Here is an 18,297-nt window from a genome sequence, read left to right on the forward strand (position 1 = left end):
ATGAGCATCCAGGTGTCGCCCGAGGTCAACGCGATGATCTTCATCCTCACCGGGGAGAGGCTCATGGACGCCGACGAGGATCTCGCGTTCGAGAGCCGTCGGCCGTACTCCGGCCTGGGCCGCAAGCTGGACAGGCTGTCCTCGCTGATCGACAAGTCGGTCCACGACATCGGCGAGTCGATGCCGGACGACCTCGCCAAGTCGTACGGCAAGGCGATGGGCATGCTCATCGACGACGGTGGCAAGAACTACCTACGCGACTTCGCCGAGCAGCTCGACAAGATCGCCGAAGGCCGGCGCAAGACCTCCATGGACATCATGGAGTCCAAGTGGCAGGTCATCGCCGAGATCATCCGGCTGCTCATCGAGATCGCCATCTACCTGGCGCTGTCCTTCTTCACCGGCGGCGCCTCGGCCAGTCAGATCATGCTGGCCAAGATGCGCAGCCGTTTCTTCATCCTGACCACGCTCAGCCACCTGCTCCAGCGGCTGCACCTCGCTCCCTCGCTGACCGAGGCGTTCGCCGAGGCGTTCACGACCTTCGCGGTACGGCTGGCGATGATGAACTTCGCCCCGGACGGCCGCCGCCCCGACGGCATCGACTGGAGTGACATCGGCAAGGCCGCCGCGTTCGGCGCCGCGGCCGGCTTCCTCACCAGCGTCTTCGACAAGTTCGCGCGGAGCATCGTCAAGAGCTTCGACGGCAACTTCCTCAAGAACGCCCCGGACCTCGACTTCAAGAACAACCCCAACCTGAAGAACAACCCCGACCTCAACCTCCCGAACGACCGCCCGAACCCCAAACCGAACCCCGAGCCCGGTCCGAAGCCCGACCGCGACAGCCTCCTCGACGACCGCCCCGACCCCAACCCGTACGGGAACGGCCCCGGCCCTTCGAGCAACCCGCCGGTCACCTTCCGGAACAACCCGCTGTCCTTCCGGAACAACCCCGAGCTGTGGCGGAACAACCAGATCCTGCGCTTCAACGCCGACCGGCCGGGTGCGCTGGCCGGGCACTACGGGTTGAAGGGCACGGCGGACTTCCTCGCCGCCGGCTCCGGTGAGGCGCTCGCGGAGATCCTGATCAAGGGCGCCTTCGACGGCGACTGGTCGACCAGCTGGTCCACCTTCGTCGGCGCGGGCATCAGCAGCCAGGTCGAGGCGACGCTCAGCGACACGGCCGTGAACAGCGCCGCCGAGCTGCGTCACGTCATCGACAAGCTGCGCAACCCGCCGCCCACCGTCTCCGGTGGCACCACCGACTCCGACGACGGTTCGTCGCGCTCGGGCGGTGGCTCCGACCGCACCGACGGTCCCTCGCGTCCGGACACCACGGGCGGCGACGGCCCCATGCCCACCTCATTGCCGCCGGTCTCTCAGCAGACCACCGGACCGGGGGCCGTCACCGGCAGCCAGTCGCCTCCGCCGTACGTCTCCGAGAACCCGCCGCCGTACACGTCCCTGGATCCGCCGCCGTACTCACCGGGTCCGCTGCCGGTGACCGCCACCGAGAACGCGCTGTGGCAGCAGGTCCACCAGGGTCCGGCCGAGGTCCGTGAGCAGGCGCTGCGTGACCTGGCCACGCTGCGTGGCTCCCAGCCGCCCGGCAACGCCGAGATCGGTGTCCGGGACAGCCTGCACGGCAACCTGTCGCAGCTGCCCGAGGTCCGGGTGGTGCCCGCCGGGGGCAGCCCCGCGAACCAGGTCGACACGGACGAGGTCCGCCGCGCCCTCGACGGCTTCGGCACCCAGGTCACGGTGGACGCCCCGATCGCGGTGGGCGCCACACCCGGAACGGTGGACGGCCCGGGTGCGGTGAACGGTCCCGGTACGTCCGGCAACACGTCCGGCACGGTCGGCAGTTCTGGCGCGGTGGACGGCCCGGGTGCGGTGAACGGTCCCGGCACCTCCGGCAACACCCCTGGCACGGCCACCGGGAACCCCGCCGTACGTCCGACCGGGGACAACGCCGACCTCGTGGTGGACCACGGAGCGGACGCGACGCCGGAGAACGTGGAGAACGGGCCGGACGCCGCGCCCGGAACGTCCCCGGAGTACGTCACCGCGGACGTTCCGGTGGATTCCGCTGTGACGTCGCCGACCCCGGAGGGCAATGTCCAGGGTGTTCCCGAGGGCAGCACGCAGGGGTCTCCCGAGGGCAATGTCCAGGGTGTTCCCGAGGGCAGCACCCAGAGGTCTCCCGAGGTCAACGTCCAGGGTGCTCCGGAGAGCGAACTCCAGACGTCTCCCGGGGAAGCGGCGGGCCGGAACGACGACACGGCCGCCGTGCCGGGCGGCCAGGGGAACACCACTCCCGTGGCCACGGGCGGCAGCCCCACGCCCTCCACCACCCCCTCAACGGGCAGCGGCGCCCGACCGGGTGGCGTGCCCACGGCGGGCGGGGCCCCAACTTCCTCCACCACGTCCCCACAGGGCACCCGCGCTCCGGAGGGCGCAGCTCCGGTGGACGGCTCGCCGGCCACGACGAACAACTCCCCGCAGAGCACCCCCGCTCCGGAGACCGTCGATCCGAACAGGCCCGAGGCCACGACGGATCCCGAGGCAACGACGGCCCCTGGCGTCACCACGGGTCCCGGCGTCACCACGGACCCCGGTGTGACGACAGACCCTGGCGGGCGCATCCCTGCCCCCGTAGGCGACAGCACCACGGTGGACGCCGCCACAGACCCGTCGGTCGAACCCACCACCGACACCACCCCCGACTTCGCTGCCGACACCGTCACGGCTCCGCCGAAGGTGAGCACCGTCGGCTCGTTCACGGACTCCGGCGATGTGCGCGATGGCAGCGGCACCACCGACGTGAAGTCCGACCCCACACGCGCCGTGGACCCCGCCTCCACCAAGGCGCCGCCCCTGACGATCGTGGTGTCGCAGGTGCCGCCACCGGGGGAGGGGTCGCGGGAGGCGGCCGAGCTGCTGGACGGAGCCGGCACCGACCGGGCCGTGGTGCTCGGGCCGGCCGTCGCGCCCGACGGGACGGCACGCCCGGTACGCGCCGCGGTCGAGCTGACCCGCGAGGGGCCGGGCGCCCCGGTCCAGGTCCGCACCCTCACCGGCCCGACGCCCGCCGCGACGGCCGACGGCACCGTGGACACCGCGTTCCCCGGCGCGGACGTGCTGCTGCCGCTCGCCGACGCACTCGGCCCGATGCCCCGCCCCGCCACCCAGAGCACCGAGACCGGCGACGGAGCCCCGGCCGTCACCTCCACCGACACGCCCCCGCCGACGGGCCCCGTGGAGAAGGCAACCACCGTACACAGCAACCCGGTTGTCCAGGACTCCACCACCACGACGCCCGCCCCCGACAAGCTCGCCACCCTGTCACGGCCCTGGAGCGAGTCGGCCACCGACGTGTACCTGGAGTCGGGCGACAGCGACAGCGACAGCGACCGTGGCGGGGCCGGCGGACGGGCTTCCGGCCCCGGCACTGGACACGGCACCGGTAACGGCGGCACCCCGCCCCCGCTCGCCCCGGTCACCGCCGAAACCTCCCCCACGACACAGCCCGTGGCCCTTCCCCCGCCCAAGGCCCGGATCGTCGTGCGCCCCGTGGACGGCGCAGCCACCACCGACGGCGACGGAGACGGGACCGGCAGGCCCACGAGCGAGCCCGCCGTCGTCACCCTGGACGGCCTCACGGTGCCCCTCAGCCAGTTGCGGCGCCTGGTGTCGGACACGACGTCGCAGCCCCAGCCGGGCCGTGCCGTCCGGACGCTGACCATCTCGCAGAGCCCGGCCGAGGACGGCACGCGACGCGACGCGGGGCGCCGGGCGCTGCTCGGCCAGGACACGTTCCGCGGGGTACGCACCGTGTCCGACGACGGCTCCCCCTCCTCGTCCCCGCGAGTCGGGGCGGACGCCGCCGCGGGTACCGAAGCCCAGCAGTCCGCCCCTCGCACTGTCTTCACCGGCCCGGCGGTCCCACTCCCCGGTGCGGGCACCGAAGAGGGCGCCGATTACTTCGTGGAACACGGCACCCCCCGTACCGTCACGCTCGGCACCGAGGACGCGGCGCTGCCCAGCGTGGAGGTCAGCGGTGTCCAGTTCGGGAAGGCGCTCAAGTTCTGGGCGGTGGACGGCGATGAGAACCGGCCGCTGGTGCTGTTCTCCTGCAAGACCGGACAGCAGCCGGCGATCGCGGGCCTGCCGGTGGCGCAGCACGCCGCGAACGAGACCGGTCGGTCGGTGTGGGCGCCGACCACCGAGGTGGGCACCGCCCGCGACCGGGACGGCGAGGTCCGCGCGGTGCTCACCGAGGGCGCGGACGGGCCAGGGCGCTGGCGGTTGTTCACCCCGGAACCCAAGGGCGCGGACCTGGACCGGGCGGCGCGCGACGCCGGTCTGCACGCAGGCCCCGGTCCGGCCGACCCGTTCGCCCGGGCCCGCACCCTCCAGCAGATCCGTACACTGCGCGACGCCCTCGGATCGGACGCCGAACAGCGCCCCGAGAACGCGGAGTTGCTCGCCGGTCTCGCCTACGTGGACGGCCTGCGCTGGCTGAACGCGGACAGCGCCGCCCGTTACGGCGACGGCCGCATGACCCCGGACCTGCTGCGCCGCATGGTCACCGACTGGCACACCGCCACCGGTGCCACGCCAGCCGACCCGTCCGCCGACCCCACTGTCGAGCAGTACACCGCGTTCCTTCGCGCGGCGGCCGGATTGCGGGCCGGTGCCGGGCCCGAGACCACGCTCGGTGACCTGCTGCCCCCGCCGCCCGCCCAGTTGTCGCCGACCGCGTTGGTCTCGCGGGAGGACGTGCGGGGACTCTCCTACGCGCCGTCGGCGGAGGTGGCCTGGTCGTTGTCGAGCGCTCCGCTGCCGCTGTCCGAGCTGGCCCTCGGCCCCGAGGACACCGCCGAGCTGGCTCGGCGTCTGAACGACCCGGCGCCCACGACCACCGGCCGGCAGGAACAGCCGACGCCCGAGCCGTTGAAGGCCGGTGAGGTCGATTCGTATGCGGCGCGTCATGTGTACGGGATGGCGGAGAAGGGGTTCAAGGAGTTCCGTGATCTGGCGCGGGACAAGAACGTGGTCATCGATGTGCGGCCGACGAATCCGCTGGCTCCGAAGTGGCTCGAGGCGGGTGCGTTGCCGAAGCCGGCGGAGATCAAGGCGAAGACGGTCGACGGTGTCGATGTCCTTCTGGGTGCTGATCCTGCCGTTGTCGGGCTCGTGGGTTATTTCAAGCCGGTGCTGGCTGATGTGGAGGCTGTTTCGGAGGGTGATCGGGACAGGGTCCTGTCGCGTTTCAATCAGCGGTCGACGGAGTTTCACGAGCTCGCCGGGAAGATGGCGGGTTTCGAGGCGGAGAACAGGTTCGTCGTCCGGGACGGTGTGGTCCACGGGAGGAGGCCGGACGGTGAGTGGCGTCCGCTCACCGGTGACAACGACGTGTTCGACATCTCGACGCCTGACGGGGTGCGGGTCACGCTGCCGGAGCATGATGCGCTGATCGAGGAGATGCGGGCGAAGGACATCGCCGTGATGCACGGCGCGCACATGTTCTGGAATCCGCCGACGGCTTTCGACAAGTCGGTCTTCGACAAGATCGTCGGTTCTCATCAGGGTCCGGACGGTCTGCCGTTGCTCCGGTTCCACCCCGGGAACAACAACGCCCAGCTCACCTGGACGGCGCTCTCCGCGCAGAACCGGACAGAGAGCCTGGCGGAAAGCCTGGCCCTGCTCAACAAGGGCAAGGGCCCCGTGACGACGCCCGACCCGGCGGATCTCGTCCGGGCGCAGGGCCTCGCCTTCCGACGGGTTGACGTCCCGGGTGACGGCAACTGCCTCTTCCGGGCGGTGCTCGACAGTGCGCGTGGTCGAGACGTGCCGCCCGCCTGGGCCTCGCGGAACATCGCCGGGCTGCGCGGCCTGGTGCGTGACCGCGTCACCGGGTCCGAGCTCGGTACCGTCGCCGATGCCCTCGTGCCGGACCCGGTGTTCACCGTGGTGGACGACCTGCGGATACGCGCGCTGGCCGGTGTGACCGACGCGGACGAGCAACACAGGATCACCGAAGCCTGGAACGGCGTCGCGCAGGCGGTCATCACCGACGGCGACGCCGACCGGTGGCGGCAGATCCTCGCCGACAGCGACTACCCGCAGCTCGCCCAGGTGGCGCCCACCCCCGCCGACGCGCGTCGGCTCGGCGGACGCGGCCTGCTCGCCGCGGCCGCGGACCGACCCGGACTGTGGTCGTCCCCCTTCGCCGACCTGCTCCCGGACGCGCTGGCGCACACCCTCGACCTCGATCTCCGCCTCGTGCGGCCCGACCCGCATACGACGGGCGCGCTCCTCGTCACCGAGCTGCACCCCGGCGGCACCGGCGGCACCCTGCACCTGGCGTACAACGGAAGCGATCACTACGACGCGCTGGTCCCCGCCCAGGAGCCCACCTCCGACCCGGAGCCCGAGACCAAGGCGAAGCCCGACCCGGAGCCCGAGACCAAGGCGAAGTCCGACCCGGAAGCGAAGCCGGACCCGGAGCCGGATCCGGTCACGCCCCCCGTGCCACCGGTCTCCCAGCAGCCGGACGGTTCCGACCCGTTCGGGGAGTGGCTGCGCAGCATGGCCGGGATCACCGGTCCCGACGACGCCGGGACCCCCGACCGGGGCGACCCGGTGCCACTGGAGACCCAGCTCGAACGCCACCGTCCCGCCCGCCTGCTGACCGGCGACGACGTCCGTCCGCCGGGGCCGGCCCCGCGCACGGTCACCTTCGAGGACGGCAGCAGGCTGCCCACCGCCCTGATCAGGCCGGGCGCCGACCCGCGGGACACCCCTCCCGACGGGGCCCCGCAGGGTGCGCGCACCGGGCTGCTCACCGGACCCGGCACACTCACCCTGCGCTCGCCCGAACTGGCGGCGCGGGAGATCCTCGACAAGCTGCCGGCGTCGACGCGTGCACACTTCGACGAGGCGGAGCTGCTGCGCCTGCTGACGTATCACCCCTCGGCGTTCACCGCCCCTCGCGGCGCCCGCATCGTGGGCCGGGAGAAGTCCGGGGTCGGCCTGGAGATGACGGTCGAGGCCATCCCGTACCACCGGTGGGAACGCTTCTCCGACGTCGGCGGTGCCACGGTGCGGGTGGACACGATGCGGCGCGGGCAGGCCGGGACGGGTGGCGGCCGCAGTGTGGGCATCGGGCGCCGTATCGCCGGTGGCGTGGGCATGGGGCCGCCGCTCAACTGGCTCCTGAAGATCGGTACGTCGCTGGGCTGGAGCCGCAGGACGGACTACACCCAGGGCACCTCGGCGTACAACCAGGGCGAGCACCGCGCCCACGAGGGCTCGCACCTGCACCTGGACGACGTGCACTACCGGGTGCGGGTGGAGCGGGTCACCGAGGCGCCCAAGGCCACCGAGGGGCCCAGGACCACCGGGACCGACACCGTGGCCACCGGTCCCGCCGCGGGGCCGCGTTGGCAGCGCACCCGGGTACACACCGCCGAGTTCGGCATGCGGGACGGTCTGACCTGGCGGCTGCCGGACGACCTCACCGTGCCGTTCACGGGGCCTCGCCGCGCCCCGGAGACCCTGACCTTCCCGGGCGGGGTGGAACCGAGGATGAACGACTCCACCGCCCTTCACCTGACGACCCCGCCGGAGGACATCGCGCTGGCCCTCTCCGGGGCGCGACCCGGCAGTTCGGCGCACCGCACGATGGTGTCGTACGTCCGCCCGGGAAGACTGCTCGGGCTGTTCGGGCGGCTCACCGGGCCGGTCAGCGGTCCCGAGCTGACCCGTGGCAGCGGCCAGCACCCGATGGGACACCTGGTCGTGGAACGCTCGGTGGCGCACCGGGCCGTGCTGGTCACCGAGTCGGTCAAGGCGGAGGTGCGCGACCTGACCCAGACCACCTACCAGAACCAGCGCGGTCACGTCCGCGAGACCAAGTTCGGATTCCAGGTCACCGCCGGTCCGAACCACACGCTGCCCGGGCTCGAGACCGACGTACGCCTCCAGGGCGGACCGCTGGTCCGCGCGGACCTCGGCGTCGGGCGGGGCCACTACCTGGGCACCGACGCGGCCCGCAAGGTCACCGGCCGGGTCCGCAACCATCCGATGGCGCTCTACCAGGTGGAGCGCACCCTGATGGTCCGCAAGGCCGGTGAACCGGCGTCCGCGGCCCGGCCGGTGCGGGTGGTCAGCCTGGACTGGATCTCCACCCAGGACGCCCGCCGGCTCGCGGGCTGGGACAGCCGTACGCCCGGCCGCACCGGACCGAACCCGGACGCCGAGCCGCCCGTGCCGTGGTACCTCACCCGTGAGAATCCCGTCCACCTGGGCGGACAGGTCCGCGCGGAGGGCTTCCGCCCGCAGCAGCGCGCCGGGACGCAGCCGCCGACGACGCAGCAGTCCCCGCCGGCTGTCACCGATCAGCAGACGCCTCCGACGACCCAGCAGCAGACACCTCCGACGACCGATCAGCAGCAGCCCGCCCCGCAGGACGGCACCGCCCCGCCGGACCCCATGCGGGTCTTCACGGACGCCGTCCTGGACACTCTGCACCGCTCCTACCCGTCGATGTTCGTGCCGCCGATGATGCTGAAGCACCCCAGGCTGGCCCGGCTCTGGTACGGCGACGGGCGGTTGCGGACCGCCCTGCACAACGACCGGCAGGTACGCGAGGCGCTGAACCGGCCCACGCTGGCGCAGAGCCTGGACAACTTGACGACCACCGGGGTCCCGGTCACGCTCACCGAGGACGGCAAGGTGCGCCGCGGCCATCACACGCTGATCCTGCGGGCGTCGCTGACCGACCGCCGGTTCGAGACCACCATGAGCGAGCGGTCACTGCGCAACGCCGTGATCGGCAACGAGGTCTCCGGTCAGGGGCAGCAGGACTCCAGCACCTACTCCGCCGGCCTCGAGGTGGGCGTCTCGCCCCGGGACCACGACAAGGTGCCCGGGCCCGGTCTGCCGCGTCAGGCCGGCAACGTCTCGGTAGGTGCCCGCTACGCCCGCACCTACCAGAAGGCCACCCGGAACACGGTCACGGTCGCCCACGACCACCTGACCTTTCAGAACGGCGCCGACCTCTACAGCTACCAGGTGGAACTCGGCGCGACCTTCGAGGGCCACCGCCGGCCGCGCGGCTGGGCGCGGCTGCTGACCGTCGGTCTGCTCGGTGCGGGCGTCTTCGTCAGCAAGGTCGAGGAGCGCCCGCTGTTCAGCCGGGGCACCGAAACCGTGGGACGGGTCGAGCTAGCCGTGCCCGCCGCCCACGGGTCCGACCGGCACGCGCCGGCCGACCCGCCCGCCGACGGCACGACACCCGCGCCTACCCCCGCCCCTACGCCGCAGCGCCTCTCCGCCGCGGAGGCGGACCAGCTCCTCGACGGCACCCGCCCGCTGCCCAGGGCGGACTCGGACGGCCGCCGGCTCGTCCGGCAGCTGCTGAGCGCCCCGCACGTGGTGCTCAGCGCCGAGGGCGGCCCGCAGCGCCAGCAGCTGATGCAGGCCACCGCGGACCGCGCCGCGGGCACCACCTGGCACGTCAGCGCGCCCGGTGCTCCGGTGCGCACCGCGCTGCGCCGGGCGATGGCCAACCTCGGTGTCGCCGGTCAACTCGGCCAGTACCTCGGCCCGTTCGGCTCCCGGATCACCGGCCTCAACGGCGCCGGGCCGTTCCGGACGCACTACCTGAAGGCCGCGGTCCGCGGTGAGCTGGACAACCTACGGGTCAAGAGCGATCCGAAGCCGGCCAGCCTCGAGAGCACCATCGCCAACGATCACCGGGTCGTCGGCAGCACGAGCACCGCCTCGCGCACCACACTGGGCGTGCAGGGCGGCTACATGCCGTTGCAGCAGCTCCCCGGCAAGGAGCCGGTCGTCGGCTCGTACTCCTCCGCCCTCCAGTACGCCTGGGGCAAGGGCCGCGGCTTCTCGCAGGCCCTGACCCGGGGACGCAGCACCACCGTGACCTTCGCCGGCCGGATGTACCTGGTGGTCGCCGACGCCACGGAGACCGTGGCGGTGCGGGACCGCTGGACGGCCGCGATCGGCACGGTCGGCACCCGTGCCGGGGGCCGCGTCAGCTCCGCCGCCGGAAAGGTGTCCGAGAGGCTCGGACGCGGCCTGGCCCCGCGCCGGGCCGCCGCCGCGCTCCAGCGGATCCGCGACGCGGTGATGTTCCACCTGCCGATGCAGGACGCCATCGAGGCCGGGCTGGCCCCCGACGGGCTGGGCCCCACCACCCCGAAGAACCTCGGCGGCGGCTACCGGGTGCCGGCCTTCCTGCGGAACCGGCGCTTCCCGACCCACCCCAGCGGCCAGCTGGACGCGAGCCGGGCCGCACAGGTGCTGCTGCCGCGCCTGCAGAAGATCGGCGTGCCCTCGCACGACCGCGAACAGGTCCTGCAGCGGCTCTCACCGGACTTCCTGCGCGCCCACCTGCACGAGCTGACCACCGAAGGGATGAGTCTGCCGGTCCGCTACCGCGCCTGGAGCAGCCCGCACCTGCTGCCGGTCGGGGGCAGCCCCGGGCAGGTCCGGTTCAAGCTGACACCGATCACCACGACGGTGCAGCGGCTGCGTACGGGGTTCGAGCTCGAGGACTACCGCAACATCTCCCGTGACGACGCGGACAACACCCACCAGGACCGTGGCGCCGACCTCACGCTGTCCGCCGGCGAGCGCGCGGCGGACAACGGGGTGCTCATCGCCAACCCCTCGCTCCAGGGAACGGCGGCCAAGCAGCGGGGGAGCACCCGGACCGAGACCGTGGGCACCACCTCCATGCCGAACATCGCCACCACGCAGGCGCACGCGGAGATCGTCACCGGCTACACCCTGACCGTCACCATGACGGACGCGGCCGGTGACCCACTCGCCCCGCGTGCCGTCGCCCAGGTCGGCACCCTCAACGAGATCGCCCCGGCGAGCTTGCTCACCCCGGTGGGCGACGGCGACGACGGCGCGGTCACCGAACAGGACGTGCCCCGACCGGACCGCTCGGTCCACCTGCTGACGGCCGAACGGTCCCTGCCGGACGGCATCGCCGCCTGGCGCACCTCCGACGACGGCACGAGCGGCCCCGACCCCGACGTCCTGCCCTTCGACGACCGGATCGGCTCCGGCATCCTCGCCGTCGACATGCGCGGTGCGACAGGGGTGAACGACGCACTGACACTCGCCACCGCCCGCGCCGACGGCTTGGGCGACTCCGACCTCGGCAGCCGGCACACCGGTGGCGTCCTCGCCGCGCGCGTACGCATGGCCCGCCACACCCCGCTCACCGCCCTGGGCACGGCGCCCGCGCAGGCTCAGGCGGAGGCCACCTCCCAGGGAGGTCTGACCGCGGGGTTCCGTGAGGCGCTCGGCGCGAACGGCTCCCAGCTGCCCGTCCAGTCCTCCGCCCGCCTGCTGGGCCAGTCCCACACCGCCGACTCCCGCCTCTACGCGAAGATGCACCGCCGCGGCGCGCGGCTCCTGGCCGTGGAGAACAAGCCCCGCATGGAGGCCATGCAGCGGGCCAAGACCTCCGACGCGCTGGAGGCCGGCATCACCGACAACGTCGAAGGCGCGGCGGGCACCGCGCCGCTGGCCGGCAACAGCAACGCGGGTATGACCAACCCCGGTGGCGCGGTACCGATCGGCGGCTCGAACGACGGCACCACGCTGAAGGGCGCCACGGACACCACCCTGGGCACCCACGTCAAGGTCGTCACCGACCGCAGCATGCTGTTCGCGGTGCCGGTGACCTGGCTGGCGGTGGCCGAGGTGGACCACCGCATCACCAACAGCCGCCCGTTCCGCGCCCTCGGAGCGGCCCCGCGGGGACCGCGCGCCGCCGAGGCCGCGACCACCGCGCTGATCTGGCTGCGCGAGGACATCGCCCGCGACTACGGCCTCCTGGACGACAGCTCGTTCCCGGCCGAGGCAAGCACCGCCTGGGACGACATGGCCAAGGCCGCCGCCGACCTCGCCACGGCGGAGAAGGAGTACTACGACGCCCGCGCGCGGGCCCGTGAGGCCTGGCTCTCCCTGAGCCCGGCGGAGCGGAGCACGCTCGGCGACCCGCCCCTGACGACCGTGCTGCCGAAGGACCTGGCGCAGTCCCCGGCGGTCATCACCTGGCAGGCGGCCCGCGACGACGTACGGCTCTGGGAAGGGCGCACCGACACCGCCGCCGCCGACCACCACCGGCTGCACCTCGCCGCCTCCCGTCTCACCTCCCACCACCAGGGCTCGACGTCCGTCCCGGTCGCGGACGCGCCGCAGGAGTACACGGCGCCCGGATGGCGGTCCGAGGCGCCGGAGCCGTACGGGATCACCGACGCCACCGGCTCCGCCCCGCGCACCCTCACCTCGCCGGACGGCGCCACGGTGCGCGAGGTGCACGACGTGCCGCACGACGGCGCCTCGTTCTTCCACGCGCTGCTCGCCGCCGCCGGTGCCAGGGGGCAGCTGCCCCGCCTGCTCGGCGGCGATCTCGCCGCCCGCTTCGCCGAATCCCCCGGTGACCCGGCGGTCGGCGCCGAGGCCATTCGCGCCGCCCGTGACCGCCTGGCCTGGGCCCTGGGCGAGGACGGCAACCAGGATCTGCTGGACGCCCTCGCACTGGACACGGCCGACACCTTCGCCCAGGCCGAACTGGACGGCGCGGGCGTGGTACTGACCTCGGCCCAGCAGGCCGAGTTCGACGCCTTCGGCCGTCTCCCGCTGACGTTCTGGCCGACGCCCGAACAGCGTGTGGCGCTGGCGACCGCCGCCCTTTCCCGTCCGTTCACGAGCGAGCCGTCCGGCACCGGGCCGGCGGGCGCTCAGGCCCCGCACGAGCGCCGCGCCGGGGACCACGGCGGCGCCGACCTGCTGCCCGCGCTCGCCGCGCGGGTCCTCGGCACCCCGCTGACCGTGGTGACCGGTGAGGGCCGCGATCAGCTGTTCCTCCCGCACGGCACCGATCCCGCCGCCGTCGATCCGGCCGCCGATCCGGTGCTCTTCTCCACCGGGGGCTTCTTCCACGCCGCCCTCCCGCCCGGCTCCCCGGCCCCGTCCACCGGCGCGCTGCCCGCCCCGACGAGTGCCCAGACCTCCGGCACGGAGACCACGGCCGGGGATCCGCCCGCGCACCGCAGCCACACCACCGCGCCCTGGCTGCCGCCCGCCGACAGCAGCGGACCGCGCTACCGCCTCGCACGCGACGGCGTCCTCACCGCGCCCGACGGCGCCACCTACACCCAGGGCACGCCCACGGGACGCGGCAACGGCTTCTTCGGCGCGCTCTCCACGGCCCTGCGCGACGCCGCCGGCCTGCCGGGGACGGACCGCCAGGACGCCGCCCGGCTGCGGATGCGCTCCGGGGCGATGCCGACGCAGCTCATGCGGCTGGCCGGCCTCCCGGGCGACCCGGCCGAGCGGGACGCCCTGTTCGCACCCCCGCCGCTCGTACCGCGCCGCGGCGCTCCCACGCCGAGCAAGGACGCCCTGGAGGGGCGCCTGCGCCGCCACCTCGCCGAGGCCCCCTGGGGTCCCGGGGCCGACCGGGCGGTCGCCGAGTGGGCCGCCGGCGCGACCGGCACCACCGTCACCCTGATCGAGGAGAACGGCACCGCCCACACCTACCCCGGCCCGGCCGGCGACAGCGGTCCGCACATCCGGCTCCGCCGCCGCGGCGGCGACTTCGTCCCGCTGGTCCCGCGCACCGCGGCGACCGGAACGGGAACCGAGGCCACGCCGGAGAAGGGGCCGCAGACCGACGGCACCACGCGGCACACTCCGACGACGCAGGCGTCGTCGTCCACCGTCCCGCCGGTGGCGGACCAGGAGTCGCCGGTCCCGCCGCCGCTCCACGAACCCGTCTCCGACCCGCTGTCCCCGTCGTCGGCCCCCGGCGAAACGCCGGGTCTGCAGGGCGAGGAGGAGGCGTACGAGCTGGACACGCTGTCCGGCCGGCCGCGCCCCTCTCAGTCCGACGCCGAGGCGCTGGCGCAGTTCCGGTTCACCGACGACACCAGCGAATCCGAGAGCGATTCCGAGTCGGAGTCCGATTCCGACTCGGACTCCGGCAGCGAGGACGGCACCACCGGGAGCACCCACGAGGCCTGGCTCGACCTCCTCTTCGGACCCGCGGTCCGGCACGACTACTCGCCCGAGATGCTCGTCGGCACGGCGCTGTCGCTGCGGGAACTCGCCCGGAGGGCCCCGCAGCCGGCCACCGGTGCCCGCGACCCCCTCCGCGACCTGACCAGGCGTGTGCTGAACCTCGGCCCCGACGTCGCGGTGAGCGGGCAGCACCTCCTGCTCCTCGGTTCGCTGGCCCTTGGCGCGTCCCCGGCCGAGCTGGCCGACGAGGGCGCCCTCGCCTCGCACCTGCGACGGCACGACGCGGCCCTGGACCGCAGCACCGCGCTGGTGTCGCAGGACGCCACCGTGCGCAACTGGACCGGCACCGGGGATCAGGTGCCGCCCCTGGACTCGTACGCCGTGGAAGGGGACGACGGCCGGGTGAGCACCTGGCCCGCGCCGTGGTCCGACCCGTACGTGGTCCTCGCCCAGGACAGCGAGGAAGCGGTCCTGCTGAACACGCCGCGCGGCACGTTGACGCTGGACGACCTCGGGGACTTCGCCCAGCTCGTCGCACGGGACCCGGCGAGGCCCGCGGACGCCGACGTCGTCCTGGCCTTCCCCCACCAGGACATCGAGGACCTGGCGCGGTACGTCGCCGAGCTGACCGGTTCCAGGGTCTGGTACTCGGAGCACGCCCCCCGCCCGTCCACCGACTGGCGGACCGGCACCGAGCGCATCACGCTGGGCCCCGCCGGGGACGACGTCGGCAGGGTGTGGAAGTCCGTCCAGCCGGCCCAGGACGCGGACGGCGCGGGCGACTTCGACGAGCTCATCGGCCTGTACGAGGACGACTCCGACCGGGCCGACTCCGGCCGGGCCGACTCCGGCCGGGCCGACGGGATCGCGGCGCGCCGGCCGGACCCGCTGACCACGACGGACTACGGCGTCGTGGACGACAGCGGCGAAGGAGTGCTGTTCCGCAGGCCCGGGGGCATCGGCGGCCGCTGGCAGACCCCCCGGGCGCTGAGCGGTACGGAGGACGCCCCCGAACTGGCCATGTCCGTGCAGGAGTACGGCAACACGCTCGTCAGCGACCGGCCCGCCCTGCGGATCTCCCCGGACCGCACGCTCGCCGTCGAGGACGGTGCCTACGGGCAGCAGGTCTTCGCCACGGAGGAAGCCGTCGCGAGCGCCTCCGTCAAGCTGTCACGGGCGGGCCTCGCGGTGCGGCTGCGGGCCGATCAGGAACTGAGCATCATCCTGCCCACCCCCGACGGGGGCAGCAAGCGGCTGTTCCGCGTCACCCCCGTCTTCCTGACCCGTTCCGGTCAGTCCACGGAGGAGATCTGCCGGGACTTCGCGGACATGCTGGCCGACGGTGCCCGCACCTCGCACATGGTCTTCCGCGGTCCGGGGGGCGGACCGGCGGTCACGGCGCCCGTCAACGCCTCCGACGGCGCGGAGGTCACCGGCACCCATCACCTCGCCGACACCCTGAGCCACGTCGCGGACGGTGACATACCGGCGGAATCCGCGGATCCGGCCTGGGCGGCCTCCCTCGCCCGCCGGGACGACCGGCCCACCGGCGGCGACGGGGGCCCGCTGCCCGGCCGCGCGTACGGCAGGGCGCTGAGCCTCGACCAGCCGGACGACCCGCGCCGCGACGCCCTGTCGGACGCCGCACGCCGGATCGGGGTCAACGAGCACGCGTGGGCCGACATCGGCGAGGGCTACGTCGTCCAGTCCGTCGCGGCGGCCGGCGCACAGGGCCAGCCGAGCCTGGAGCAGAACTTCGCCAAGCCGCAGAACCCCACCGGGGGCGCGCACTTCGGCTACCACTTCGCCACGGTCGTCCTGGCCAGCGAGGACGGCAGCCACCAGATCTCCCTGGAGAACCACGCGCGTTCCTCGGTGCGCAACCACCGGCACCGCAGAGCGGTCCGGGCGAACCTGGACTCCCTCACGGTGGACGAGATGCGGGAGAACGCGGCGCTCCTGCGCCAGGCGATCGAGGGGCGGCAGGAGGCCGGGGACGTCGAGCACCTCACGGAGCTGCGCGGCCACCTCGACCTGACCCTGGCCATGATCAGGGCCGGCCAGGCCCGTACGGAGATGCTGGCGGCGCCGGCCGGGTCGCCGGAGCGCGCCGCGGCCGAGCGCACGCTCGAGGCGGCCACCCGCGCGGCCGCGACGCGCGTCGGACAGCTCGAAGCGGTCATCCCGGGCAAGCGGCAGTGGTACATGCGGATGTACACGCAGCGTCCGGGGGAGTCGGCCCACGACACCAACGCGGAACTGCTGTCCGAGAAGCCCTCCGCCGAGGCCAACCCGTTCACCGCCGTGGTGCTCCGCGGCCAGCTGGCACTGCCGGTGTCCGTCACCTTCGCCAAGGACGCGCAGCAGACGCCCGAGAGCGCCACGCACCCCGTCCGGCACCTGGCCAAGGTGGTGGCCAGGGCGGGGCTGTGGAACGCCGCGAACGGGCTGCCGCTGCCCGACGTCAGGATCAGCGGCGTGCGCGGCGGCCGCCTCCTCGGGCGGGACCTCACCAGGACACGTGCCGAGGCGGTCGCGGCCTCGTTCCGGCAGGAGCTCGCCGACGCTCTCGCGGGGTACCAGGAGGGCACCCCGCGACCGCACCTCACCGCGGACCGCTTCACCCTGGAAGCCGTCGCCGTGCGCGGCCGCCGGCCCTCCACCGGAGACGCGGGTACCGCCACCGTCGACATCACGGTCGACGACCACCGCGGCGGGCCCCGGGACGTCGCCACCCGCGGTCCGGGCGGTTCCCGGCAGCGCCTGCCGGGCGGCTCCCGCGACGACGGCCTCGACCCGGTGGCGGAGCAGTGGCCCATCGGCCGCCAGGTCACCGTCGGGCGGCCCCGCTACGGCGTCGACCCGGGCTTCATCGTGGCCGCCGCCGACGTACCCGACACGAGCACACCCGCCACCGGCGTACCCGCGGACACCGGGAAGGGCAAGGAGCCGGCCGTCCCGGACACGGACGACGCGACGGCCACGGACGGCCCCCGGCCGAACCGGTGGTTCACGTACACGCGTTCCGCCGAGTCCCGCCCGGAGCCCTTCCGCTACGAGGTCGCCGACACCGGCCACATCCGGCTCCCCGGAGGGGACGAGATCCCGCCGACCGGGTGGACCAGGTTCGGTCACGACTTCGTCCACGGGACGGGCGCGATCCTGCGGGGCGACAGCGGCTGGATCGGCCGGGTGGACAACATGGAGACGCTCTCGCTCCTCATGGCCGACCTGGACCAGGACTCCACGCCCCACCGGGTCGTGGCGGACACCTCGGCCCTGTACGTGGTGCCGGAGGGCGACGGGGACTCGGCGCTGCGCATCCCGCTGCGGGAGACCGCTGACGCCACGCCCCCCGGGCCGTCCCCGTCCGAGCCGCCCCGTGCCCGCCTCGACGACCGGCCGCGCATCGTCGTGCGGTCGGCCTTCGACGTGCGGCGCCTCACGCACGGCGGCGAGACCGTCACCGACCTGACCGTGCGGCTCGCCCTCCGCCCCGGGGACGGACAGGCGGACACCGACGCCGTCCTTACGCGGGTGCTCCAGGGCGTGGAGGAGTTCTACAACCGGCCGGAGCACAAGCTCCCCAACGGGGACCGGTTGCACGTCACCGTCGAGCCCGTCCGGCCGGACGAGAATCCCCACCTGACGGTCGATCTCGTAGGCCGTGACCAGCGGATGAACCAGCGGGCGTGGTGGGCCGACGCCGACCCGGCGGACTTCGCGCACGAGCTGGCGCACCAGCTGTTCCTGCGCGACGAGACGCGCGACGCGAGCAACCCCGAGCGCCTGCACGCGCCGGGCAGCCTGCTCGGACCGTTCCGGGAGCAGGCCCCCGAGGGTCTCGCGCAGACCGGCCTGCGCCCGCGCCACCTCCAGCTGTGGGCGGCGGTCGCCGGGGACATCGACGCCCACACCTCACCGGAGGGCACGAGCTGGGCCGACGCGCGGACGGACGCCCCGGCGGAGAGCCGCGAGCCCGTGTGGGTCGACCCGGTGTCGCTCCCCGCCGCCTCGCCGCAGACCGGTCCGGACGGCGCGGTGCCGCCCCCGCTGCCCCCGGGGCGTGACCTCTCCCCGCTCGCGGAGGAGTCCGAGGACTCCGACTCCGACTCCGACTCCGACTCCGACGACGAGGCGTCCGACCCGGGCTGGCTGGACACCGTGTTCGGCCCCCACCGGGGAGGCATCCCGCGCGCCCGGCTCCGCGAGACCTCCCAGGCG

The 18,297-nt window shown here is 73.8% G+C and carries 1 protein-coding gene (cut by a window edge); it reads left to right on the plus strand.

Features of this window, described 5'->3' with window-relative positions; translation table 11 throughout:
• Positions 1 to 18,297, plus strand: the start of a protein-coding gene (locus JOC24_RS19650; protein WP_205021646.1) for a lonely Cys domain-containing protein. The gene runs 18,414 nt beyond the window's last position; the window shows 18,297 of its 36,711 coding nt (coding positions 1-18,297); its start codon is at positions 1 to 3; its stop codon lies beyond the right edge, outside the window.

It is taken from the genome of Streptomyces sp. HB132 (assembly GCF_016909575.1).
Taxonomy (GTDB): Bacteria; Actinomycetota; Actinomycetes; order Streptomycetales; family Streptomycetaceae; genus Streptomyces.